This window comes from Photorhabdus kleinii (assembly GCF_025384885.1).
Classification (GTDB): domain Bacteria; phylum Pseudomonadota; class Gammaproteobacteria; order Enterobacterales; family Enterobacteriaceae; genus Photorhabdus; species Photorhabdus kayaii.
Map to the genome: position 1 here is coordinate 58,686 of NZ_JAJAFY010000015.1, position 23,865 is coordinate 82,550.

The 23,865-nt window shown below is 42.5% G+C and carries 16 protein-coding genes and 2 pseudogenes; 6 read left to right on the forward strand and 12 right to left on the reverse strand.

Going from position 1 to position 23,865, the window contains the following annotated elements; genetic code table 11:
- Positions 1-70: 70 nt before the first annotated feature.
- Positions 71-2,905, reverse strand: a complete 2,835-nt coding sequence (gene uvrA / locus LG003_RS09910; protein ID WP_262980642.1) for an excinuclease ABC subunit UvrA — start codon at positions 2,903-2,905, stop codon at positions 71-73.
- A gap of 234 nt (positions 2,906-3,139) precedes the next feature.
- On the opposite strand from uvrA, the gene LG003_RS09915 reads away from it, so the two are divergent.
- The 5 genes from LG003_RS09915 (at position 3,140) to LG003_RS09935 (ending at position 9,531) form a co-directional block, all read left to right on the forward strand.
- Positions 3,140-3,673 (forward strand): single-stranded DNA-binding protein, encoded by a 534-nt coding sequence (locus tag LG003_RS09915; RefSeq protein ID WP_112895396.1) that lies wholly within the window; start codon positions 3,140-3,142, stop codon positions 3,671-3,673.
- A 635-nt stretch (positions 3,674-4,308) separates the two neighbouring features.
- Complete coding sequence (locus LG003_RS09920; RefSeq protein ID WP_262980643.1) at positions 4,309-5,889, forward strand: integrase; 1,581 nt, start codon at positions 4,309-4,311, stop codon at positions 5,887-5,889.
- Positions 5,882-6,358: a protein kinase gene (locus tag LG003_RS09925; protein WP_262980644.1), complete on the forward strand. Its 477-nt coding sequence runs from the start codon at positions 5,882-5,884 to the stop codon at positions 6,356-6,358. The genes LG003_RS09920 and LG003_RS09925 overlap by 8 nt, the downstream gene beginning before the upstream one ends.
- A 44-nt stretch (positions 6,359-6,402) precedes the next feature.
- The gene (locus tag LG003_RS09930) at positions 6,403-7,791 is read left to right on the forward strand and encodes an SIR2 family protein (RefSeq protein WP_262980645.1); all 1,389 of its coding nucleotides are present in this window, start codon (positions 6,403-6,405) and stop codon (positions 7,789-7,791) included.
- Between the two features lie 12 nt (positions 7,792-7,803).
- Entirely contained in the window at positions 7,804-9,531 is a 1,728-nt protein-coding gene (locus LG003_RS09935) for an ATP-binding protein (RefSeq protein ID WP_262980646.1), read from the forward strand.
- A 1,259-nt stretch (positions 9,532-10,790) separates the two neighbouring features.
- Here LG003_RS09935 and crtB read toward each other — a convergent pair.
- The 6 genes from crtB to LG003_RS09965 form a co-directional block, all read right to left on the reverse strand.
- Positions 10,791-11,717 carry a 15-cis-phytoene synthase CrtB gene (gene crtB, locus LG003_RS09940; RefSeq protein WP_262980647.1) on the reverse strand — a complete coding sequence of 309 codons (927 nt, stop codon included), beginning with the start codon at positions 11,715-11,717 and terminating at the stop codon, positions 10,791-10,793.
- Positions 11,714-13,195: a phytoene desaturase gene (locus tag LG003_RS09945; protein ID WP_262980648.1), complete on the reverse strand. Its 1,482-nt coding sequence runs from the start codon at positions 13,193-13,195 to the stop codon at positions 11,714-11,716. The genes crtB and LG003_RS09945 overlap by 4 nt, the downstream gene beginning before the upstream one ends.
- On the reverse strand, positions 13,188-14,363 hold the full coding sequence (gene crtY / locus LG003_RS09950) for a lycopene beta-cyclase CrtY (RefSeq protein ID WP_262980649.1): 1,176 nt from the start codon (positions 14,361-14,363) through the stop codon (positions 13,188-13,190). The genes LG003_RS09945 and crtY overlap by 8 nt, the downstream gene beginning before the upstream one ends.
- 113 nt (positions 14,364-14,476) lie before the next feature.
- A complete protein-coding gene (fni, locus tag LG003_RS09955; RefSeq protein ID WP_112877447.1) occupies positions 14,477-15,508 on the reverse strand; it encodes a type 2 isopentenyl-diphosphate Delta-isomerase in 1,032 nt (343 codons plus the stop codon).
- A 20-nt stretch (positions 15,509-15,528) separates the two neighbouring features.
- Complete coding sequence (locus LG003_RS09960) at positions 15,529-16,431, reverse strand: polyprenyl synthetase family protein (RefSeq protein WP_112877449.1); 903 nt, start codon at positions 16,429-16,431, stop codon at positions 15,529-15,531.
- Positions 16,432-16,531: 100 nt separating this feature from the next.
- Positions 16,532-17,965, reverse strand: a complete 1,434-nt coding sequence (locus LG003_RS09965; RefSeq protein WP_262980650.1) for a carotenoid oxygenase family protein — start codon at positions 17,963-17,965, stop codon at positions 16,532-16,534.
- A gap of 309 nt (positions 17,966-18,274) precedes the next feature.
- On the opposite strand from LG003_RS09965, the pseudogene LG003_RS09970 reads away from it, so the two are divergent.
- Positions 18,275-19,251, forward strand: a pseudogene (locus tag LG003_RS09970) (transposase).
- A gap of 15 nt (positions 19,252-19,266) precedes the next feature.
- Here LG003_RS09970 and LG003_RS09975 read toward each other — a convergent pair.
- From LG003_RS09975 to LG003_RS09995, 5 genes and pseudogenes are all read right to left on the reverse strand, one after another.
- Complete coding sequence (locus LG003_RS09975) at positions 19,267-19,596, reverse strand: hypothetical protein (protein WP_112877453.1); 330 nt, start codon at positions 19,594-19,596, stop codon at positions 19,267-19,269.
- Between the two features lie 901 nt (positions 19,597-20,497).
- Positions 20,498-21,346, reverse strand: coding sequence for an S-formylglutathione hydrolase (gene fghA, locus LG003_RS09980; protein ID WP_262980651.1), 849 nt, complete (start codon positions 21,344-21,346; stop codon positions 20,498-20,500).
- Positions 21,347-21,466: 120 nt separating this feature from the next.
- The gene (locus LG003_RS09985) at positions 21,467-22,576 is read right to left on the reverse strand and encodes an S-(hydroxymethyl)glutathione dehydrogenase/class III alcohol dehydrogenase (protein ID WP_262980652.1); all 1,110 of its coding nucleotides are present in this window, start codon (positions 22,574-22,576) and stop codon (positions 21,467-21,469) included.
- A 166-nt stretch (positions 22,577-22,742) separates the two neighbouring features.
- Entirely contained in the window at positions 22,743-22,922 is a 180-nt protein-coding gene (locus tag LG003_RS09990; RefSeq protein WP_262980653.1) for a hypothetical protein, read from the reverse strand.
- A gap of 70 nt (positions 22,923-22,992) precedes the next feature.
- Positions 22,993-23,184 (reverse strand): annotated as a pseudogene (locus tag LG003_RS09995) (IS30 family transposase); the annotation flags it as partial.
- Between the last annotated feature and the right edge of the window lie 681 nt (positions 23,185-23,865).

Sequence of the window (23,865 nt, forward strand, 5' to 3'; positions counted from 1 at the left end):
GTCTACCTTGAAGGCTTGAGGAGTCGTCGCCAGAAGGAATAAAGGGGCTTAAATCGCCCCTGTTTGCAAATTATTTTTCTTTCTTCAATATAGGTTTCAGGAAACGCGCAGTATGTGATGTCTCACATTCGGCGACCTCTTCTGGTGTACCAGAAATCAGAATCTCACCACCACCGCTACCTCCTTCTGGGCCAAGATCCACGATCCAGTCAGCGGTTTTAATCACATCAAGGTTATGTTCAATAACCACAATGGTGTTCCCTTGATCGCGTAACTGATGCAGAACGGCTAATAGCTGCTGAATATCAGCAAAATGCAAACCTGTTGTTGGCTCATCGAGAATATATAACGTCTGCCCAGTTCCGCGTTTGGATAGTTCGCGTGCCAGTTTTACTCGCTGCGCTTCACCACCTGATAACGTTGTTGCTGACTGACCCAGACGGATGTAAGAAAGGCCAACGTCCATGAGGGTTTGCAGTTTACGGGCCAGAGCAGGAACTGCATCAAAGAATTCACGCGCTTCTTCGATCGTCATATTCAATACTTCATTGATATTCTTGCCCTTATATTTGACTTCCAGTGTTTCACGGTTATAACGCTTACCTTTACACTGATCGCAAGGGACATAAATATCAGGCAAGAAGTGCATTTCTACCTTAATAACGCCATCACCTTGGCAAGCTTCACAGCGCCCACCTTTGACGTTAAAACTGAATCGTCCGGGTGTATAACCACGGGCGCGTGATTCAGGTACGCCAGCGAACAATTCACGGACGGGTGTGAATACGCCGGTATAAGTTGCCGGGTTAGAGCGGGGAGTTCGGCCAATCGGGCTTTGGTCAATATCAATCACTTTATCGAAGTGCTCTAGCCCTTGAATATCGATATAAGGCGCAGGGGTGATATTGGTTGCGCCATTTAACTGGCGTTGGGCAATTGGAAACAGCGTATCATTGATTAACGTCGATTTACCGGAACCAGAAACCCCGGTAATACAAGTAAATAACCCAACTGGCAGATTGAACGTCACATTTTTCAGGTTATTACCTTTCGCTCCGATCAGTTTCAGCACCTTTTTCGGATCTGCCGGGATACGCTTCTCTGGGATGGTAATTTCACGCTTTCCACTCAGGAATTGACCTGTTAGTGAATCTTTGCTCACCATAATGTCTTTAACTGTGCCTTCCGCGACGATTTCACCGCCATGAACACCTGCACCGGGGCCGATATCAATGATATGGTCGGCCGCCCGGATGGCATCCTCATCATGCTCAACCACAATCACGGTATTTCCCAGATTGCGCAAGTGGATTAGCGTTTCCAGCAGGCGTTCATTATCCCGTTGGTGCAACCCGATAGAAGGTTCATCAAGTACATACATCACTCCCACTAAACCTGCACCAATCTGGCTGGCAAGGCGGATACGTTGAGCTTCGCCCCCGGACAGAGTTTCGGCAGAACGGGAGAGCGTCAGATAATTCAGACCAACATTAACCAGGAATTTCAGACGGTCATGGATCTCTTTCAGTACTTTTTCAGCAATTTGTGCACGTTGACCGCTGAGTTTAATGTTTTGGAAAAAATCCATCGCATGGCCGATACTGAAATCAGAGATCTCCGGCAGAGTGGTATTCTCAATAAATACGTAACGGGCTTCTTTACGTAAACGAGTTCCGTGGCAGGAAATACATGAACGATTACTAATATATTTCGCCAGTTCCTCCCGAACGGCGGTGGATTCCGTCTCTTTATAACGGCGTTCCATATTATGCAGTACACCTTCGAACGGATGGTTACGCACTGTGGTATCACCACGGTCATTGGTGTATTTAAATTCGATGGATTGTTTACCGGAACCGTACAACACCACTTTCTGAATATTGGTGCCGAGGGAATTGAAGGGTGCTTCGATATCGAATTTATAATGTTCTGCCAATGAACATAGTATCTGGAAATAGTAGAAATTACGGCGATCCCAGCCACGAATTGCTCCACCGGCTAGAGAGATATCACCATTCTGAATGACTCTATCAGGATCAAAAAATTGCTGAATACCTAAACCATCACAAGTTGGGCAAGCACCGGCAGGATTGTTAAAAGAGAATAGGCGAGGTTCCAGTTCACTCATGCTGTAGCCACATGCAGGACACGCAAAGTTAGCGGAGAAAATCAGCTCTTCGGCTGTATTATCATCTATATTGGCGACAATAGCGGTGCCGCCTGAAAGTTCCAGCGCTGTTTCAAAAGATTCAGCGAGGCGTTGTGCCAGATCGGCACGAACTTTAAAGCGATCAATGACCACGTCAATGGTGTGTTTCTTCTGTAATTCTAATTTCGGCGGATCGGATAGATCACAGACTTCACCATCAATACGGGCGCGGATATAACCTTGTGCTGCCAGATTATCCAACAATTTAGTATGCTCGCCTTTTCGCTCTTTGACGATAGGCGCCAGCAACATCAGGCGATGACCTTCTGGCAGTGTTAGCACATTATCTACCATCTGACTAACAGTTTGTGCCGTCAATGGAATATTGTGGTCTGGGCAACGAGGTTCACCTACGCGGGCAAACAGCAAACGCAGATAATCATGAATTTCGGTAATAGTCCCTACGGTTGAGCGTGGGTTATGGGACGTGGATTTCTGCTCAATAGAAATGGCCGGGGATAATCCTTCAATATGGTCAACATCGGGTTTCTCCATCAGTGACAGAAACTGGCGCGCATAAGCTGAAAGCGATTCTACATAGCGACGTTGCCCCTCGGCATAAAGCGTATCAAATGCCAGAGAAGACTTACCTGAGCCGGACAAACCGGTGATAACGATCAGCTTGTCTCGGGGAATTATCAGATTGATATTTTTGAGATTGTGGGTACGTGCGCCCCGAACTTCGATGTTATCCATGAATCATTTCCCGGATTATTCATACGTGCATAATTAAATAAGTGAGTTATTATTACACAGAGTTGACTGATTAGATATACAGTGTTTAAGTGAAATAATGTAATAAGTACGGAATTAAATTACGGTGAGCTTCGCAAAGTCTGCTTTAAAGCGGTTGCGTTTCATTTTTAGCGTCGCATGTTAAACTGTGTTGCTTAATAATTGTAGAAATTCATTTCATCAGGAGTATTCCCAATGGCCAGCAGAGGCATAAACAAAGTTATTTTAATCGGTAACCTGGGGCAAGACCCGGAAGTCCGCTATATGCCAAACGGCGGTGCAGTGACTAACATTACTCTGGCGACTTCTGAAAGCTGGCGAGATAAACAGACCGGCGAGATGAAAGAGAAGACTGAATGGCACCGGGTTGTTTTATTTGGCAAACTGGCGGAAGTCGCGGGTGAATACCTGCGTAAAGGTTCACAGGTTTATATTGAAGGTTCTCTGCAAACCCGCAAATGGCAGGATCAGAACGGTCAGGAGCGTTACACCACAGAAGTGGTGGTAAACATGGGTGGTACCATGCAGATGTTGGGAAGTCGTGCTGGTGGTGGTAGTTTCCAGGATAGCCAACCACAAGGCAGCGGTTGGGGACAGCCACAGCAGCCACAACCACAGCAACAATCTCAGCAGTTCAGCGGCGGCGGCGCTCCTTCGCGTCCTGCTCAATCCTCTGCTCCACAAAGCAATGAGCCACCAATGGATTTTGATGATGATATTCCGTTCTGAGTGCGCCGTTTTTCTTTGTAAATCAAATGCTTATGTTTATTTATAATCACAAGTATAGGCTGTTGGAAAGCCTATTGCAAGCCTGACTTATCCTTGCCTAGTAATAGGCTTGAACCTCGAAAGAGGAAGGGGAGTGCAGCATGTCAGGGAAAAGGCTGGTTGCGGGGAAACTATCTACTTTGCGCCAGTCATTGCAAGTCCTATAAGGTTAAGCCTGATTGGTTGAATCATAGTTCATAGTGGGTTTCGGGATATCTTTGACTCACGATAGTTTAGGAGTCTTACCAAAGTTTATGACAATTATAGCTAGAAGGTTATAGCTAGAAGGTTGTCATATCCAACAACTTTGGCACCTGCTCGGTGAGAGTGGAAATTGGACGTAAGTGGAACCTAAGTAGGACACATCTTGACTACAGAGAAATGCGGGATCATCTAAGTTGGTTTGAACTAAACAACCAATATGATGACAGAGTCTCCATAGTACCCAATGTAGCTCTGTAATGGAGTAGCAATCGGTTTCAATCCGATCTGAAATCCGAGTATAAGTGACTGAGTAATTTGTCTCGAAAGCTTGGGTGTAAGGGGGAAAGGAGGCAGTTAGACACGATACTAATAGAAGCGAGGTTCGATAGTCAGTGCTATCAGAAAGAACACTCAAAGCTCTAAGTGGTATTAACAAAGCAAGTGTGCAAGGTCATAAGGTTAAAAAGCTGCATAAATTGATGTGTAGTAATCTCGACCTATGGGCAACGGCATATGCCAACATTTACTCTAATCATGGTGCCACATCACTCAATCATAAAAGGTTGGATGATCCTGAGGTTCTGGAGACGAAATCGGACAAACTTATCAATCCTGCTGTGTTTCGAGTCATTGGCGAGCTTTATTTAAATGTTCCCAAAGATCATAAATATCGATTTTATGTTCAGATGTTGACGCTGCTTGCTTGCACTGGGCGTCGATTCAGTGAAGTTTCATTGATGCCCAATCAACAGCTGTCTTTTGATGATGAGGGTAATGCCTATATTGAATATTTTCCGAGAAAAGCTAGCCGAGGTGATACGTTCACGCCAAAGCGTAGGCTCTACTTGCCGACAGAAGTGATCTCGATCGTCGGTGATGTGCTTGTTGAGTTGGCAGACATCACTAAACAGACGCGTTCAACAGCGAAAGAAATGTGCGAGGTCGGTGGGCCAGACTTGAGGTTCTTGGCTGCCATACCTGAAGACAAAAGACTATATGCTGCTGATTTAACAGAAATGGGTATAAGTCATACGGTGCTGGTTTCTACGGGTTGGCTCAGGAAGAAAAACCTTGCTTGGCCAGATCGTGGCGCCTTGACTAAACGGGGAGTTAAGCCTAGCAACCCCATTTACTACACCAATAAAGCGGGTATAAAAAAATATTGTTTTCGTGATTTCTCTGGCGCGTTGCTATCAGTCTTGCACACTGATCAGTTTGGCAAAGAATACTATTTAAAAGATCTTTTATTCATCCGTACGCTCGGGCTTTCCAGTGGAACCTACGCCCACTGGCTGGCGACAAGCTGTAGTCAGTCTATGTTCACCACCTTCCTCCGCTATTTCCCCGTGCTTGCCGCCGAATACGCTTCAAACAGTATCGAGGTAGACTTTACCAGTCATCACTTCCGTCACACGCTCAATACCCTGCTTGATGAAGGTGGTTTAAGCGATCTGCTGCAAACTGAATGGTTTGGCAGAACTAATCCCAGAGATACCAAAGCCTATCAGCATACCTCCCGTGAAAAACGAGTGTTGATGCTCCGCGAAGACATTAAGAAAGGCTTGGTCGGTGGGCTGTTGGCTGAGAAAATCAAAGTGGTACCAGTGGAGGTGCAAGATGCCATTCTCAAAGCACGAATTCAGGCCGTGCATGATGTGGGTACGGGTATCTGCATTCACAACTTCTCTCAAACACCTTGCGAGCGCCATCTACAATGTTCGGCAGACTGTAAAGACTACATATGGGCTAAAGATGATAAAGGTCGATTGGACGAGCAGAAGCGACAATATGCGCTTACCATGCTGGCACGCCAAAATGCTGAAAAACAGTTGAGCAGCAATAAGCCAAAAAAGAGTGCTGATTGGTTGGCCCACAACGACAAAAAACTCAAAACGCTGGCCGCACAACTGGCCGATAACGGGGTGAAGCACTTCGACCCTGAGCAATATTTGAATGAGGTAGAGAATGGTTAAGCGCTTCAGACGCATGTCCGACAGTGACATCAACTCCATCATAGCCGATCTGGAACGATGGGCGTTGGGTGAATTTGGATCAAAGCTCACTTGGGCAGTGCTGGAAGAACGCTTTGGCTTTAGCCGGCAATCGCTTCAGGCCAAGTCCGAAATCAAAGCTGCTTATGACAACGCCAAGAGACTATTGTCAGGGGGGTTGGTCAAAACCAAGGATCAGGCAACAAAAGAAGCTAAAGAGCTTCAAGTTGAGGTTGAACGGCTTAAAACCGAGCTAGAAGCTTATAAACTCAAAGAGGAGCGATGGTTGCGCCGCTGGCAGCAGATTGCCTTCCATATTCGTCAAAAGGGTATACAAATGCTCAGTGTTGACAAAAAACCACTGGAAGAGGCCATGTTGCCTTCACATACCGAAACTGCTCAGATCCTGAAGCCGTTTGATAAGGAGATCCCGCCATCTGGGCGTTTATAGGCGTTAGATGTTCCATTAAAAATGTTTTAAGCTACTCGTATTGAATGCAGCAAAATGATTTAATCGGTTTGCTTTACATCTTCATGTTTTACGTAGTAAAAAGTGATTCTAATGCTTGCAAATGCAAAGTTAAAAATTTCTTAAGTTTTATCGTTTCTATTAATTCCGTGAGAGGAAGTATGGAAAATAAAAACAAGATCGGTTTTATATCTTCTGATATAAAAAGAAATCCTGATTCAAATCAGGTTGAACCAATTGAATTGAACCTAGATAGTGATGATTTCGATGAGGAGTTTACTCCATATTATCGATTTGTAAATAAACTGTTGGATGCTGAAAATCTTGTTGTTTTAGCAGGTTCAGGCACTTCGTTAACTTTTAACAAGCAGGGACTTCATCCTGTAGCTCCAAGCATGTGGCATCTTTGGGATTACTGCCAGGAAGATGATATACATTTATTTGGACTGGTTTTGGCAGCAACGAAATATAACGCACTTCAGCATGTAAAAGATGAGCATGGTAAGGTTAAACCAGATATTGAATTGTTGCTGTCACTTTGTGATTCGTCATTATCAGTTGGTAATCTCTCCGCTCAACGGAAAAATCAGGTTGAACGTTTTCTTGAAAGAGCCAAGAAAATAATACTAGAAAGAACAAACTTTGCAGATAAAATACACGATGCGACTGACTGGATTAGCCATGACAAATTTATCCGGGCAGTAGCTAGGAGGAGTGCCCAGCAACAAAGGTTGAAAATATTTACAACAAACTATGATTTAGCTTTCGAGCAATCGGCATCTAACGTTGGTTTCGTTGTTATTGATGGTTTTGAATTTACCAATCCCTCATTTTTTAACCCAATGTGGTTTAATTATGATGTCGTCAATAGACGGCATTCTAGAAATAGTGAGGGTGCTTATATTCCTAATGTACTGCATCTTTATAAGATGCATGGTTCTGTTGACTGGAGGAGAGTTAATGGCCGAGTCCAGAAATTAGGAGTCGAGAGTCAGAAAGGAGAGCCGGTTTTTATCTATCCAAGTAGTAGTAAGTATCAAACTTCCTATGATTCCCCTTACTTAGATATGATGACGTCATTTTTAGAAATGTTAAAGCAACCAAGAACTGCTGTTCTATGCCTTGGATTTGGTTTTAATGATAAACATATAAATAACGCCTTGACAATGGCTCTCAGGACAAATCCTGAATTCATGTTAATGGTTGCAACAAAAGAACCATTCAATGAAAATGGCTCTTTTAACCATGAAATCAGAAAGTTATTAATAGCTGCGGTAAATCAAGGGGACGGAAGAATAGCTATTGTTGATTCGACATTTGAACAATTTTCAAAACTACTTCCTGAGCGCAGATCTACGACCCCAGAAGATGAGCTTTTTAAGGCGTTTGAGAAGATAACAGCGAACTTAAAATAGAAGGGGGTGCTTATGGAACAGAACAAATGGTTTTCCCCGTATGATCCAATTAGACGTATAGGAAGTGTAATCAATGTTTCTGCCACAGAACTAATTGCGAATCTTTCTAAGGCGGGCTCTGGTGAACCAAGTTGGTCTTTTGGAAATAGAATTGCAGCAGGGGAAGTCAATGAGTTTGTATTTATTGACGTGGGTGAAACTGCGATACTCGGTCGTTTAGTTAAAGTATGGATAGAAGGTGGTGAAAGATTAAGTGTAGATGGCTTAGCAGATAAACCCTCAGAAAATCATCCTATTGGCCTTATTCAACTGTTGGTTAGTTTAAATCCTATAAATGGTAGAAATTATAAAGGAATCAAACAACATCCAAGATTAGGTAGTCAAATATACTCAGCGCATCCTGAATTGGTATCTGTAATTGCAGAGGGAAAGCAAGATGACTCACGCGACAAAATATATTTACCACTTGCAACTTTTCCTAATGACTCATCTGTAACCATACATATCACTCCTGAGAAATTATTTTCAAGACATTGTGCAATTTTAGGTGCCACCGGCGGAGGTAAAAGTTACTCAATGACAAATATCATTGAGCAAGTACGCGATGCTGGGGGGAGGGCAATTATAATAGATCCTACTGGTGAATATGAGTCATTGAATTGTGAAAGTTATTATGTAGGTAATCATGTTAATGCTAATCAGGATAATAAATTAACCTTTCCACATTGGCAGTTTACTGATTCAGATATTCGTGCTTTTCTAAGACCATCAGCTCAGAGTCAATCACCAAAATTAGATGCTGCAATTGAGAGTCAGAAAATAGTTTGGCAGTATAATAATCAAGTTGGACATAATCTTCATATAACGGAACAGAATCTTCTTAATAAATCTGGGCAACAAAAACTTCCATATGAGACAGCTTTGTTATCTATGAATGATTTTATTCAATCGGCTCCTTGGGTCTTTAAGTGTATTGCAGATCAAATAGTGAATGAATGTGTCTGGCCGAACGGTGGAACTTCGGCGAATCCTAATTCAACAATATGGGGCGGTAGAGCGGATAATGATGTTGGGCATTGTTTGAATCTTATCTCTCGTATTAAATCTTACTCAGGTAACCAGAATTTGAAATGGATGATCGATGTTGATCATACACTTAAAACAATACCTAATCTAATCGACGAGTTTTGCGGGGTTGACAGTAAATCAAAAATTATCAGGTTAGATCTATCTGAAGTGCCATTTGAAGCGAACTCTCGTGAAATACTTGTTAATGCAATCGGAAGAAAACTTCTTTCTGTTGCTAGAAAAGGACTTATAAGTCATGAAAAACCTCTTTTGGTATTTATTGATGAAGCACATCAATTCTTGAATAAAAAAGTAGGTGAGGATTCAAACAAGTTTGAGTTGGATGCATTTGGAAATATAGCCAAAGAAGGTAGAAAATATGGTTTAAATACCATTATCGCAACTCAGCGCCCACGTGATATTCCAGAAGATGTTTTGAGTCAGATAGGTACTCTTATAGTACATAGGCTAACTAATCAGCTTGACCAGGATATTGTTAAAAAGGCTGTAGGTGCAATTGATCAGCGTTCTGCCTCTTTTCTTCCTGTTTTAGGACAAGGTGAAGCCTTAATGCTGGGTGTGGATTTCCCATTCCCCATGACAGTAAAAATGAAAAAGCCTTTACATGCTCCAAGCTCTAAAAATGCCAATTTTTCAGGAAGTTGGAAATAAAAAGCCTTTAGGTTTTCAATCTACTATGATGTACACGGTATTGAATATGTATTTTGGTTTTACTACTTATCCAGCACCGTGTCATCTTATTGGAAAACGGTGTTATGTGAACAGCAGTCGCGCTCGTCGCTCTTGAATATTCTGACCATGATGTATCCGTTGGTGTCCGCAAAGGTAACAGGAACATGGGCAGGGAGTGGTATAAACTTTCCCTATATCGTTATGAGTTTGGTGCACTGACAGAAGATACTTTACTCGCTTAGCTTTTAAACGAACAATTTGATGGCGCCGCCATGCTCTGCTTCTAACCAATTGAATTTACTCCAATGAATGAGTGCGGCGATATGCCGCGCCCGTATCATTTGATGGACTCTCATATTGAAGTAATTGTTCATGATTTTCTCAATTGTAAACTTTGATAGTGTTCATTATATAAGTTTAAATCGGTATGAAAAGATATTGATCTTAGTTGTGTCATCCTAAGCTCAACTTTTTACCTTAAGCAAAGCTTAACGGCAAGAGAGTATTAGGCAGAAGGCTTCAGAAGAAGAGCCTCTGTCAGAAGACGCTGATTGCTGATGTTATGCTGATTAGGGCGACATGCTAGGTGGCTTGGGGAAAAGCTTTAGAAGTTATGTATTAGTTTAGGGTTGCCCTGTCGGAAAAGTGTAAAGATTCCATCCTTACATATATCTGCCAGTTTTCGAAAAGAGTTCGATAAAAGTTCGCTAAAATAGTCTTAAAATTAACATTTTCTGGATTCTAAGATATTATTATCAATTTTTTCAATTGGTTGAGTTGTTTTTATGACAGTTTATGTGAACTACCATTTTAGGATTTACCTCAGACAATAAATGTAAAAAATATTCATTAAAGCCCTTATAAATAAGGGCTTTAATGTTTAGATGTGATAATCATAGGCTGTTGGAGCGCCTATTACAAGCCTGACTAATCCTTATCCAGTAATGGGTTTGAACCTCGAAAGAGGGAAGAATGTGTGGCATGTCAGGAAAAGGCTGGTTGCGGGGAAATAACCTACTTTGCGCCAGCCACTCTTGTTTTACCTAAACATATGCTCTTCTGCAACAGGTTGACGTCTACGCTATCGACAAGAGTTCAGACATGGGAGACGGTTGCTTGCTGGACACTTACATTCAAAATGTGGAAGGCCCATTTTTAACCCATTATTGACATTCATAGTTAACATCTCTGTTTAGGTGACGAAATGCAGGGTGCTACACAACAAAGGGTGTTAATTTTTAATGAGGCCGCTGCCACAATTTGGGATCGCGTGGCGTTATGATTGCCACCCGAGACATAAGCGCCTGCATTGCACCGGCCATTAATAAGGTAACTTTCTCTCTACGATTAGTTTTTTGTCTGCACTTCCAGGCTTGTGCTTCTGCTTGCTGTATTTTAATGCCGATTTTACGATAGATACCATGAGCAGAAGCTATGACCCAGGCTGAACGCAAAGGTAAACCAGCAAGCCCTGTCAGAGCAGAGGTATAATAAGACTCCGCTTCCACAATCAATCGGGATGCCACCCGAGCTAGCGCAGGATGGTTTTCGGTATAAATAAGTGTGTCCGGCATTAGCCCTTCTTGGTAAAGCCATTCTAGCGGAAGGTAGCAACGCCCGGTCTTCGCGTCCTCAATAATATCCCGAGCAATGTTAGTTAACTGAAAAGCAATTCCTAGATCGCAGGCCCGATCCAGCACACTCGCCTCGCGAACCCCCATCACCTTTGCCATCATCAGCCCAACTACTCCCGCGACATGGTAACAATATCTCAGAGTGTCATCTAACGTTCTGCAAGGATCGCCGCGTACATCCATCGCGAATCCCTCCAGATGTTCGAAGGCCTGTTGCTGAGGGATTTCATTACTCAGAGCAACTATCTGAAAGGCTGCAAAAGCAGGTTCGGTCATCGGCAAGCCGTCATAAGCCTGCCTCGTCAAATATTGCAGCATTTGAAGTTTCTCGTGGGCGTCATACTTATCAACATTGCTTATTTGTCTCCCCAACTCTTGCCCGTCGATTATATCATCACAATAACGGCACCAGGCGTACAGCATCATTGTGTTGTGCCGTGTTGCCGTATCGAAAAGTCGGGTGACACTGGCAAAACTTTTTGAGCCTTGCTCCATTATCTGAGTAATGTGTTTAAGTAGCGCAGGATTCATCTGGCTATATCCTCTAACATCAATGTAGCTGTGGTTTTTGCTGATCCAATTACGCCGGGAATACCCGCTCCAGGATGCGTTCCTGCGCCGACAAGGTACAGATTATCAATACGGCTGTCCCGATTGTGTGGTCGGAACCAGGCGCTTTGTGTCAGCAACGGTTCAAAGGAGAAGGCCGAACCTAGATGGGCATTTAGCTGGTCACGAAAATCAAATGGGGTAAAAATACGATGAACGACTAACTGCTTGGGCAGACCGGGCATATAGTACTTTTCCAGATACGCGAAAATACGGTCGCGTAAGCGTGGCCCCTCGATATCCCAGTTGAGATTAGCTGTCCCCAAGTGTGGTACAGGGGCCAGAACGTAGTAACTTGCGCACCCTGGGGGAGCAAGGGATGGGTCAGTAACACAGGGGGCATGGAGATAGAGCGAAAAATCCTCCGCCAGTCGGTCATGATAAAAAATATCTTCGATGAGTTCCTTATAGCGTGGACCAAAGCAAACGGTATGATGGGCTAATTGGGCATGGTGGTGGTTCAGACCAAAATAAAGCACGAACAGTGAGTTGCTCATTCGTTTACGTACCAGTGTTCGGGCGCGGGCCATTCCGACCGGATGCTGACCCAACAGATGTTTATAGGTATGAATAACATCGGCATTTGAGGCCACAACGTCACATGTCATATTTCGTCCATCAGTCAATTGTACGCCTGTGACCCGATTACCATGAGTGGTGAGGCGTTTTACTTTTGCATTAAGCTCAATTTTTCCACCAATGTCAGTAAACAATTTCACCATTGCCTCGACCAAGGCGCTGGTTCCTCCACGCGGAAACCAGACTCCCCATTCTCGTTCCAGTGCGTGGATCAAAGTATAGATAGAAGATACAGCAAAGGGGTTACCTCCTATCAGTAGCGAGTGAAATGAAAATGCCTGGCGCAGACTCTCATCCTTGATATAGTGTGCCACCTGGCGATAAACACTACGCCATGCGTGTAGACGTACCAACTGTGGAGCTGCACTCAGCATGTCGCGAAAAGAGAGGAAGGGCACTGTTCCAAGTTTCAGGTAGCCTTCATCAAAGGTCTTCCGAGAATAGTCCAGAAAGCGTCGATACCCGTTAACATCACCTGGATTGAACGTATGGATTTGTGTTTCCAGATGTTGCTGATCATTGTCGTAATCAAACATCTTGCCCGACTCCCAACAGAGCCGATAAAAAGGGCGTACGGGAAGTAAATCGACGTAATCAGCCATACGTTTACCAGCCTGTGTGAACAATTCTTCAATGACATTGGGAGCGGTGATTACGGTGGGGCCAGCATCAAAGGTGAACCCCTGTTCCTTATAAAAATAAGCGCGTCCACCTGGTTTATCCCGTTGTTCCAAAATACATGTCGGAATTCCCGCAGACTGGAGCCTTATTGCCAGCGCCAGCCCACCAAAACCAGCACCAATTACCAGCGCTTTAATCATGATAAAAACCCTGAAGCTTCTTGTGTTGTTTAAACATTGCCTTTAGGGCACCCTTTATCGGCACCGGCGGTTTACCTATGAGAATCCGGGCCTTATCGACGAAATTAAGTTGCTCTGCATAAAAACGTGCAATCAGATCTGGGGAAAGTTGATAAAAACGTTGCATCACTTTCCAACGTTGTTGTGGATCCCCAGCGAGGAAGAGCATGCGATTTAGAAGACGGAAAAAGCGCTGGTTTTGCCACTGCTGCCGTGCGTAATCCCTGAGGGTAATGAATAAGGAGGTATCGGTAAGCTCTGGCAGAGTAACAATACGATCTGCCAACCGAACAGCGTGTGGCAGAGAGTAGCCTGTTGTGGGGTGAAACAAAGCTGCACGTAACCCACTGGTGGGCTGGCCTGCTAGTTGTGCCCAGAAAGAGGTAAAATCCCCCGTAAGTGTAATCGGGAGACAACCACTCTCTTCTCGAACTAGTTTACCCAGTTTCCAACCATGCCTCTTCGCGTACTCTGCGATAGTTGCCTGTGACAAGGTTTTATCTGGTGGTTCCCGATCAACGTAATGAGTATCCTCTATCAGCAGACGAGTTGAGGAAAACGGTAGGACATAGATAAATCGATAACCTGTATTCTGTCCCACACTGGTATCCATTAAAATCGGGCGGGTTAAAGAGTGCGATTCTTCCAGTTCCCATTCCTGACCAAAAAATGCCTGGGTACCACTCCCCATAAATGGTCCTGGTCGCCAGCCTCTCCCATCAATGACTGCGCCTGCACTTAGAGCCGAACCGTCCTGTAAGTAAACCTTCTGTGGAGTTAGCTCCTTTACTAATAAACGAGTCTGTATACGCTCGCCCAAATATGCTTGGAGTATGTTTGCAAAGTGCTGGGACGTGACACTGAAATATGAATGTGGCAATGTGCGCTGAAATGCTGGAAAAATTACGTCGTAACCTGACCAGCGATAGGTGATCAGCGGTGCTATCCACCCATGTTCCGCCTCAGTAAGATCATGTTGATGAAATGACCACGTGTGATTGCCTCCTATTGTTTCTGTGTTTTCAATCATCAACACTCGGAGATGTGGTTTACACTGCTGGAGACGCATCGCGATCAGTCCGTTAGCCAATCCTCCCCCCACCAAAATCAGATCCCAGTCGTACATCATTTTGTTGATCCTCCGGCAATCACAAAGTTACTAACCTCATCAAGAGTCATATACATCACGGAAATTTGTGTTTGTTGAAAGAGATTAAAGATATGCAATCATAGCGGAAAAGCTCATGTTGGTAGCAGAACAGCTGTACGCAGCGCAGCAATATCAGTGCTTCCTGTGCAAAAGCAGGCGACTTTTATCTGCTCAATAATTAATTGGAAATGTTCTATAACTGCATCTGTGGAGAGGGCTGCACTATGTATGACGGCAGCGGCTTGGCCGACCAATTGTGCCCCCATGCAATAAGCTTTGGCAGCATCAACACCATTTCTGATACCACCAGAGGCGATCAGTGGCATATTTGGAAGTGCCTCGCGTATTTCACGCAGTGCTGTCGTGGTTGGGATCCCCCAGTCAGCAAATGCCATAGCTAATGCGCGGTGATACGGTGTGGATGCTCGTTCTGCTTCAATCGCTGCCCAACTGGTTCCTCCAGCTCCGGCTATATCCAGCATACTGACTCCAGCTTCTGCCAATTGGTGTGCGACAGGCAGCGATAAACCTGAACCTACTTCTTTAACAATTATGGGAACCCCAAGTTTTGTTACGAGTTGTTCAATAGCATATAGAATATGGCGCCAGTTACGATCTCCCCCCTGTTGCAGCGCCTCCTGTAGCGGATTCAGATGGATAATTAGAGCATCGGCTTCAATCATCTGTACTGCTCGCAGAGCATAATTAAACCCGTGTTCGCCACGAATTTGGGCTGCCCCTAAATTAGCGAAAAGGAGAATATCAGGAGCTATCTGACGTAGTGAGCGACTAAGCCCATCGTTTGCTTCATTTTCAAGAGCAACACGTTGCGACCCGACCCCCATTGAAATTCCCAATATTTGAGCTGCTTCTGCAAGATGGTGATTAATCGCATGAGCACGATGAACCCCTCCAGTCATCGAGCTTATGAGCAATGGTGCCTGCAAAATTTTTCCAAAGAGGGAACACTTAAGATCTATTCTGTCCAGATCCAATTCTGGCAGAGCACAATGCTGAAATCGCCACTCAGCAAACCCTGTTTTTACTTGGGTCTCAGTTTGAGGAGAATGGAATATAATATCCAGATGCTCATTTTTACGTTGAGTGTGATCGATCTTTTTCATTTTTTTGGCCAAGGTTGAAATTAATTAAACATCGCAATATTTTTATCAAACCAATATCGTATAAAATATCGTGAGGCTAAATTTCTGCGACACGCTACCGCCAAATATTTATCAATGTATCTGATGTGCCTGCGTAAATGCTCATGCACTTTAGATTTTCCGAGCAGTGTAACCATTGTTAACTTTTCCTTATCCTGAGACATATCTTTCCCCGTATTATTTAGATCATCGCTCAAGTCATCTAGTAATTGAAATGCCTGCCCCAAATGTTGTGATACATGACGTAATGCCTGACGAGTTATATCAGGTGCATTCACAGCAATTGCCGCTAACTGAAATGTTGCGTCGAAAAGCAAACCGGTTTTTAAATCGTTGGTGGCCGCAATGGTGTGATAATTACCTGTACATAATGTATTGTTCAGATCGCGAAACTGCCCCTGGACAAGACCGTTTAAACCAACTGCATGAGAAAGTATGGCGACAGAAGCAGATTTATCGTATTCAGAAAGATTTGTTTCTACAATGAGACCAAAAGCCCGGCTCAGCAAGGCTACAGCCGCCAGGATCGCTACACTTTCACCATACTGCCGATGAATAGCTGGGCGTCCGCGCCGATGCTCAGCATTATCCATACAGGGAAGATCGTCTAGAATTAATGAGGCTGCATGTACTATTTCAATTGCAGATGCCAGCTGTAGAAAGTCAGTCTTCCAGGGGTTTTCTCCAAGATCCAGGACTATGAGCAATAATAAGAGGGGGCGGATACGTTTTCCAGACACTAGTGTACTTTCTCGCATGGCTGCGCAGACTTTGTCATCCGGGGCTCCTGAAGGAAGTACCAGCTCTAGGTGCTGTTGTAGTGCACTCTGTAACTCCAGTAATGTCTCTTCGTAATTCATAACTCGTGCAGTACTAACGTTCATAAATATTTCCCGAATCACGTAAATAATTTCACTAAACTATTTGAAAAACAATGATAAGTTTATATTACTACTACAGGCTTTAGGCTTTAGGCTTTAGGCTTTAGGCTTCCAGCATAACTTCATTTATCCAGCAGTGATGCATTCCCATTGGAATATGGTGCGGCAAACGCAATCTGCACACCATTGAGAGATCATCAGCATTTAAAACCACGACATCTGTACAGTGCAATTTTTCGACATAAACCTTAAAAATAAGCCAACCATCATCTTCTTTAACAGAACCCTTTTTGGCTACAAAAACAGGTTCTTCAGGCAAATCATTATCAAAACTGTGGCTTATTACACTCTTGTCAAAAAAATCAAATTTAGTTATTGATTTCTCTTCACTTTCAGAATCCCCCCAGCAAACGAACCAGGCATATCTGTGCTTTCTACCACAAACTGTAGGGTTTATGGCTGGAAAATCAGTATTCCCCCTGAATAAAATTTCTTTATCGACATTCCCGGATGCAGTGCATAAAGTAAAACGACAAAGTTCTGAACTATTATTTTTAAATATATTCTGTGTAAATACTGGGAATGACCGCCAAAATGAGGCATCAAAAATCACATTCCCATCGGCATCTTCATAGCCATTTGTGAAATGAAAAATAAATCCAGGAGCTGCATCATAGAATTTCGCATCATGGCATTCTCTTGAAACTAAAAGAACCCTGCCATCTTCATTTTCACGTGAATTCATAGATGCAAGTATGCTTTCATTGCCAATTACGTTCCTCAACTTAAGATTTATATGCGGCCCACCTAAAAAAAATAAAAAGTAATTTTTTGTCACTATGAAGTCGTGAATTAAGTACCTTTTCTTAAGCGGAATGTTGCATATAACAGTCATGTCACCGGTATTGTCTATTTTGTATAGCGTCAACTTAGATCCAATACCATATGTCACACCAAATCCATATAAATTATCATTATCTGGTATTTTTTTAGGATGTGCTGTAAAGGGTACTTCACGAAGGTTAAGTTTGGGGAGGAAAGAAAATCGTGCTCTTAGCTTTCCAGAAAAGTCATATTTTGAGATTGTTTCAAGAGTTACCGGATTAATTAAATGTGGCATCCCTCCTTCCCATAACGCCAAAAGTTTATGAGAATGGTACACAATATTTGTATTTGCCGGATTTTTAATAATAAAAAATCTCATCCTGAGTTTTAGTTTTTTGGGGACGGTTCCAACTGAGCGATATAGTAACCTTTGAGTTTTTTCCTCTCTTAAGTATTCCTTTGTTAATACATGTCTGTTTCTATAGAATACCCCATTATCACTGAACGTTACTTTAAATATCATCCCATCTCCATCAAATGGATGATTATAATATTCGTCTCCCCTGTGCAGGCGACCGGGACCAATTCTAAAGAAAGTACCTTTTAACTTTGAAGGAACATCTCCCTCAATAGGAACTAATTTTGAATCAAGTTCCTCCAACTGAGATTGAAAGGGATTCAGATGGTTTTTCGAGAATACAAAATTGCTCAAGTCTTCACCTCTATATTTCCAACTGAATAATAGGTAATGATTTAATACAGAAGCTCTACAAGAAGATACAATAATACTAAAATAGCAGTACTGTGCTGAAGGTGAACAGAACTATTTTTTTTCAAATGGATTTTTATAACTGAAATCACAAAAAAGAATTCTGCCACTAACTCATATACAGGATCTTAAGCAGTAACCGTATATTTTAGATAGCAAAAAGGCTTCATTTATGATCTGATAATCGTCGCCAAACTCATATCAAAATCAAGGATGAAACCTGTGACAATTATCGCTATAAAACATCAGTTAATGCAATTCTTTAGTGACGTTTCTTTGCAAAAAATTGCCTTCCAGTGTGGGTTTATTCAGCGCGTGAGAAATATCGAGCCTCGCGTGTTGAGCCTCAGCCTTATTGCCGCGCTTAGCACGGGTAACGTGACGTCGATTGCCCAATTACATCAAAAATTTAATGGCCTGTGCCCCGATAAAAAACAACAGGTCAGTTATCGCCCTTTTTATAATCAACTCTGTAAAGCCGCCTTCATCGAATTTGTCAAAATATTGGTGAGATTTGCCATGGCACAATGGGTAGAAAAGCCTGTCGCTGTGCCCAAAAAACTGACAAAATTTCAAAATGTTATTTTACAGGATGGCAGTTCATTCAAAGTTCATCCGGCACTGGCTGACGTTTTCCCTTGTCGGTTCAAGACCACTGCCGCTGCCGTGGAATGTCATCTGACGCTGTCCCTGTTCACCCAGTCTCCGGTCAAGGTGTTGGATCTGATTTGTCGGCGTAATGGCTATGAGTTTCGCCTTATTCGTCGGTGGTTTGCCGAAGAAAAACGCTTCTGCGTGTGGCTGACTAATTTGCCTGTGGAAGAGTTTACAGCCAGTGACATCATGGATATTTATCGTTGCCGCTGGCAAGCTGGCAAATAGAACTGTTGTTCAAAGAACTCAAATCGCATACCAATTGGCGCGGGTTTACCACACGGAAAGAAACGTTAGCCACGGGGCTTATCTGGCTCAGCTTACTGGCTTTGTTGCTCAGGCGCTTGCTGGCAAGACGATTATTCCCTGCGGTCTCATTGCTTAAAGCAGCCCAAAATACAGAGAGCTGGCTTAGGCCAATAATAGAAAACCTGCTCCAAAGGGCGTGGTCGGAAACGTGTTTTTGGCTGGAAAAGGCGCAAATATATTTATGCCAAAACGCGTTCAAAACACCACAGAGAAAATCGTGTAAAGACAAGACATTAGATGCATGCTTTGAAAGGCTTAATTCTTAAGATCCTGTATATGTATTACGAGACATCAATCAAGCCAAGATCATTGCTTAATGTCGTACCACTGATATCGTAGCTGGCAAGCACTTGGCTTCCTTTTTTGTATAAAAAAGCTTTACGGGCTTCATTATCATTTCCCCATACTACAAACACATGCATAAAAACTGTTGATCCATCAGGAACCCCAAGATCGCCCGGATCAACAGTATCTGTTAATCCAAGAGTAATATCATTACCTTGCTTACTTAAATGTTTTTCACCGTCGCCATCCATATAACTAAATTGGATTCTAGCAACAAATCCGCCTGAATTTTTAAGACTCATCTTGCCAATTTCTTGCAATGTCATCACAGTCTCCTTTTGAGAAAAAACTAATAACATTTAGTTATTCAACTATATAAGTCATCTAAGGTGTGTTAAATAAAAATAAATCTTAACGAGTAAAATAAATAACACATTAAAATTGCTATAAAAATAATTATCATATGTATTCTATGAAAAAGCAAAAATTATCTTGATAAGTACCAATAATAAATAATTTCTTTTCGTTAGATATTTAATCTGGTTACTATTTTCTTTATAATACAATGAGATATTTGTTTTATATAATAACGGCTTTATTGTTTTAATTAGTAATAATTCAATTTATCATATTCGATGGTTTATCATAGTAATTTCGATATAATTACACTGTGAGTAAACAATTTCGTATTGATTTAATAATTCATTAAATTTTTTGGTATCCTGATTTTTCCTCAATCGATTATCTAATTAGTTTATGATAATAATTTATCTCTTAATACTTAATTAAAATCTGTACATTTGAATAATAAGTGCAAATGACTTTATCTAAAATTATAAGATAATTTTTTAATTTAAAAATAATTCATTAGGTGTTTTGTATTCCAATATCTAGCATGGGCGATTATTCAGTTTTTCATAACGAACCTTATTTTCCATTTTGTTACCGATGAAAAGTCTGTTTCCTAAATATCTTCTGCCCTTTTAAGCTGTTCAAGTAACTCTTCATAAAGTTGTTGCAGGGGGGATGGGATGCCGCTGGAGAACTCACTTCAAACCAGCGGCCTACTCTACAGGATTGACCCAAGGTAAATATGGTAAAAAATTTCTTAATGCCCCTAGTGTGGAACTTTTTGTCTGAACTCGTATTAAATTGACTAAATAATCACTGGCATATTGGTTTTTGGGCGCCCTTTATTGTAAAAATATTAATGGACTCGTATCTAATTTATTGATTATCAGAACAAGTTCCCTTCAATACCTTGGCATGATATGCGATATGTTCGCCGATAAAACTGGTGACAAAATAGTAACTATGATCATAACCAGTGCGTAGGTTCAGTGTGTAGGAATGCCCAGTGTCTTCGCATACATCTTTTAGCAGTTCAGGACATAGCTGTTCTTCAAGAAACGGATCATCGGTACCGATGTCAATTAACATATGCAATGGCTCGGCGTTATTAGCCAACAGCTCGACTGTATCATAGGCTTTCCATATGTCACGATCTTCACCCAGATAAGCGCGAAAAGCTTTTTCTCCCCAAGGAACTTGAGAAGGAGCAATAATCGGTGAAAAGGCCGATACGCTGTGGTAACGATCTGGATTGCGTAGCGCGATCATCAGTGCGCCATGACCGCCCATAGAGTGACCACTAATGGCCCGAGCGGCTGTTACCGGAAAGTGTGCTTCGATCAGTACTGGTAGCTCTGACACCACATAATCATACATGCGATAGTGCGGTGCCCAAGGTTCTTGTGTTGCGTTGAGGTAAAAACCGGCGCCCTGACCTAAATCATAAGCGTCATCATCTGCAACTTTCTCACCACGAGGGCTGGTATCTGGGGCGACAAGGATAATACCCTGTTCGTCAGCGTAGCGTTGAGCTCCCGCTTTAGTGATGAAATTCTGCTCATTACATGTTAGGCCTGAGAGCCAATACAGCACCGGTAATTTCTGATGTTCAGCCTGAGGAGGAAGGTAGACTGCAAAATTCATGGTGCAGCCAAGTACGGCCGATTCATGCTGATAAACATCTTGCCATCCCCCAAAACAAGCGTGGCGTTCAATTCTCTCCATTCTTTTTCCTCTCTGTAAAACATACAGGTTCACTCATTTCACGGTGAACTTGGGGCTATCGTTTCCTGTTTTATTAAAAACCGCCTATTACAGCACGGTTTTTAACTCCCTCAGAACAGCTTAGTAATGGATGACTGTGCGAATCGATTTGCCCTTATGCATCAGTTCGAATGCTTCATTAATGTGTTCGAGCGGAAAGGTGTGAGTCACAAAAGGCTTTAATTCAATTTCACCTTTCATTGCCTCTTCCACCATTTTAGGCAACTGACTGCGGCCTTTGACACCGCCAAAAGCAGTGCCTCGCCACGAACGACCAGTGACCAGTTGGAATGGTCGGGTTGATATTTCCTGACCAGCACCAGCCACACCAATAATCACTGATTGCCCCCAGCCACGGTGCGCACTTTCGAGCGCGGCACGCATAACATTGACATTACCAATACACTCGAAGGTGTGATCCACTCCCCATTCCGTCATCTCGATAATAACTTGCTGGATAGGTTTGTCATAATCATTTGGGTTCAGGCAGTCGGTTGCACCGAACTGTCTTGCCAGCTCAAATTTTGCCGGATTTGTATCGATGGCAATGATCCTGCCAGCTTTTGCCTGACGAGCTCCTTGGATCACGGCAAGGCCAATTCCGCCGAGCCCAAAGACGGCAACAGAGTCATCAGGCTGCACTTTAGCGGTATTGTGCACTGCTCCAATGCCGGTAGTGACACCACAGCCCAGTAGGCACACTTCTTCATGATTTGCTTCGGGGTTGATTTTTGCCAGTGATACTTCGGCTACGACTGTGTATTCGCTGAATGTGGAGCACCCCATATAATGATAAATAGGCTGTCCTTTATAGGAAAAACGGGTTGTGCCGTCCGGCATTACCCCTTTCCCCTGAGTTGCCCGTACAGCCACACACAAGTTGGTTTTTCCTGATTTGCAGAACAGGCACTCTCCGCATTCTGCGGTATAAAGAGGGATAACATGGTCACCGGGTTTGACGCTGGTGACGCCTTCGCCAACCTCAATGACTACACCTGCGCCTTCATGCCCGAGTATGACAGGAAAAACGCCCTCTGGATCATTCCCTGACAGGGTGAAGGCATCCGTATGACACACGCCGGTATGACTGATTTTGACCAATACTTCACCGGCTTGGGGCGGGGCTACATCGATTTCAATAATTTCAAGGGGGTGGCCTGGTCCGAATGCAACAGCAGCTCTTGATTTCATAAGCTCTCCTTTTGAATAGACAGTGCTACGCGTTTGCGAATACAGATTAATAAAGTCAATCGAGTTGTCAGCGAAGATATCTTTGTAATAATTTGTTAAGAAAATGACTTCGCATCTGTAGGAATGATACAAAAATTTTAACATTAATACGTGTTTTTAAGATAACTTATCCATCAGGAACACCAAGATCACTTGGGTCAGCAGTTTTTGTTGCTCCAAGATTAATATCATTACTTTTATTACTTAAATGCTTTTCACCGTCGCCATCCATATAACTAAATTGGATTCTAGCAATAAATCCACCTGAGTTTTTAAGACTCATCTTTCCAACTTCTTGTAATGTCATAATAGTCTCCTTTTGGGATTTTGAGAAAGATACTAATAACACTTGGATTCACATAATAAGTGCAACATCGTTAGTCGGGAAGTAAACATGTTCGTATTCCCTTAAATAATTCATTCGGTGTTTTCCCACCCCGTGTTTTCCGGGGACGATGATTTAATCGGTTTGCCACAAAATTTATTTCCTTAGCTGAGACTTTATTAAAATCGATTCCCTTTGGAAAGTATTGTCTGATTAGCTAATTTATATTTTCATTTACCTTTCTATTTCAAGAGGTATTAGAAAAGTAAGTTTCTGTTTCAGTCTGTTGCTTATAGGCCGAGTATATTTTCCTTTGGGGAGAAAGATGTTTACTATAGCAACTGATTACCCTTCCTGAGAAATGCACTTATTAGCCTAATCCAGCATAGACAAATATCATAGTTCGAATATGGAATGGATATTGACCGAAATCCTAAAATCGGGGTTGACAGGTACTTGGGAGGTTAATAAAAGCATATTTCCACTGGGCTAGAATGAAAAACACTATTTTGCCGAGGTGTTACGTGCACAACGGGTAAAGTCGGTCATGTTAGCGGAGTAGGTAGGATTTGGATTTATTTATCAGTCTGTCAGAAAAATTAAGTTGGACTGATCTGCAAGCTGAACACTGATTAGTTGATAATGATGTGCTCCGTAAGGGCTGTAAAGTAATACAATAGTTATTAACCAATCGGAAGTTTAATTTATTATTTTTACCGACCATATTCACCTATAGCATACAGAAAACCGAAATACTTATAGTTTATATTTAGATGAAAGAGCTACTCTCAATAGCCAATGTCACTATATAACAATTGTTGCAAAAGTAAAACAATTTATGGCCGATGTTTCACCTTTCTCTAGAAGCCAGCTCAGTAAAACAAGAGTGTGGCGATAATATGTAAAACTGTTTGAGCTGAGTGAC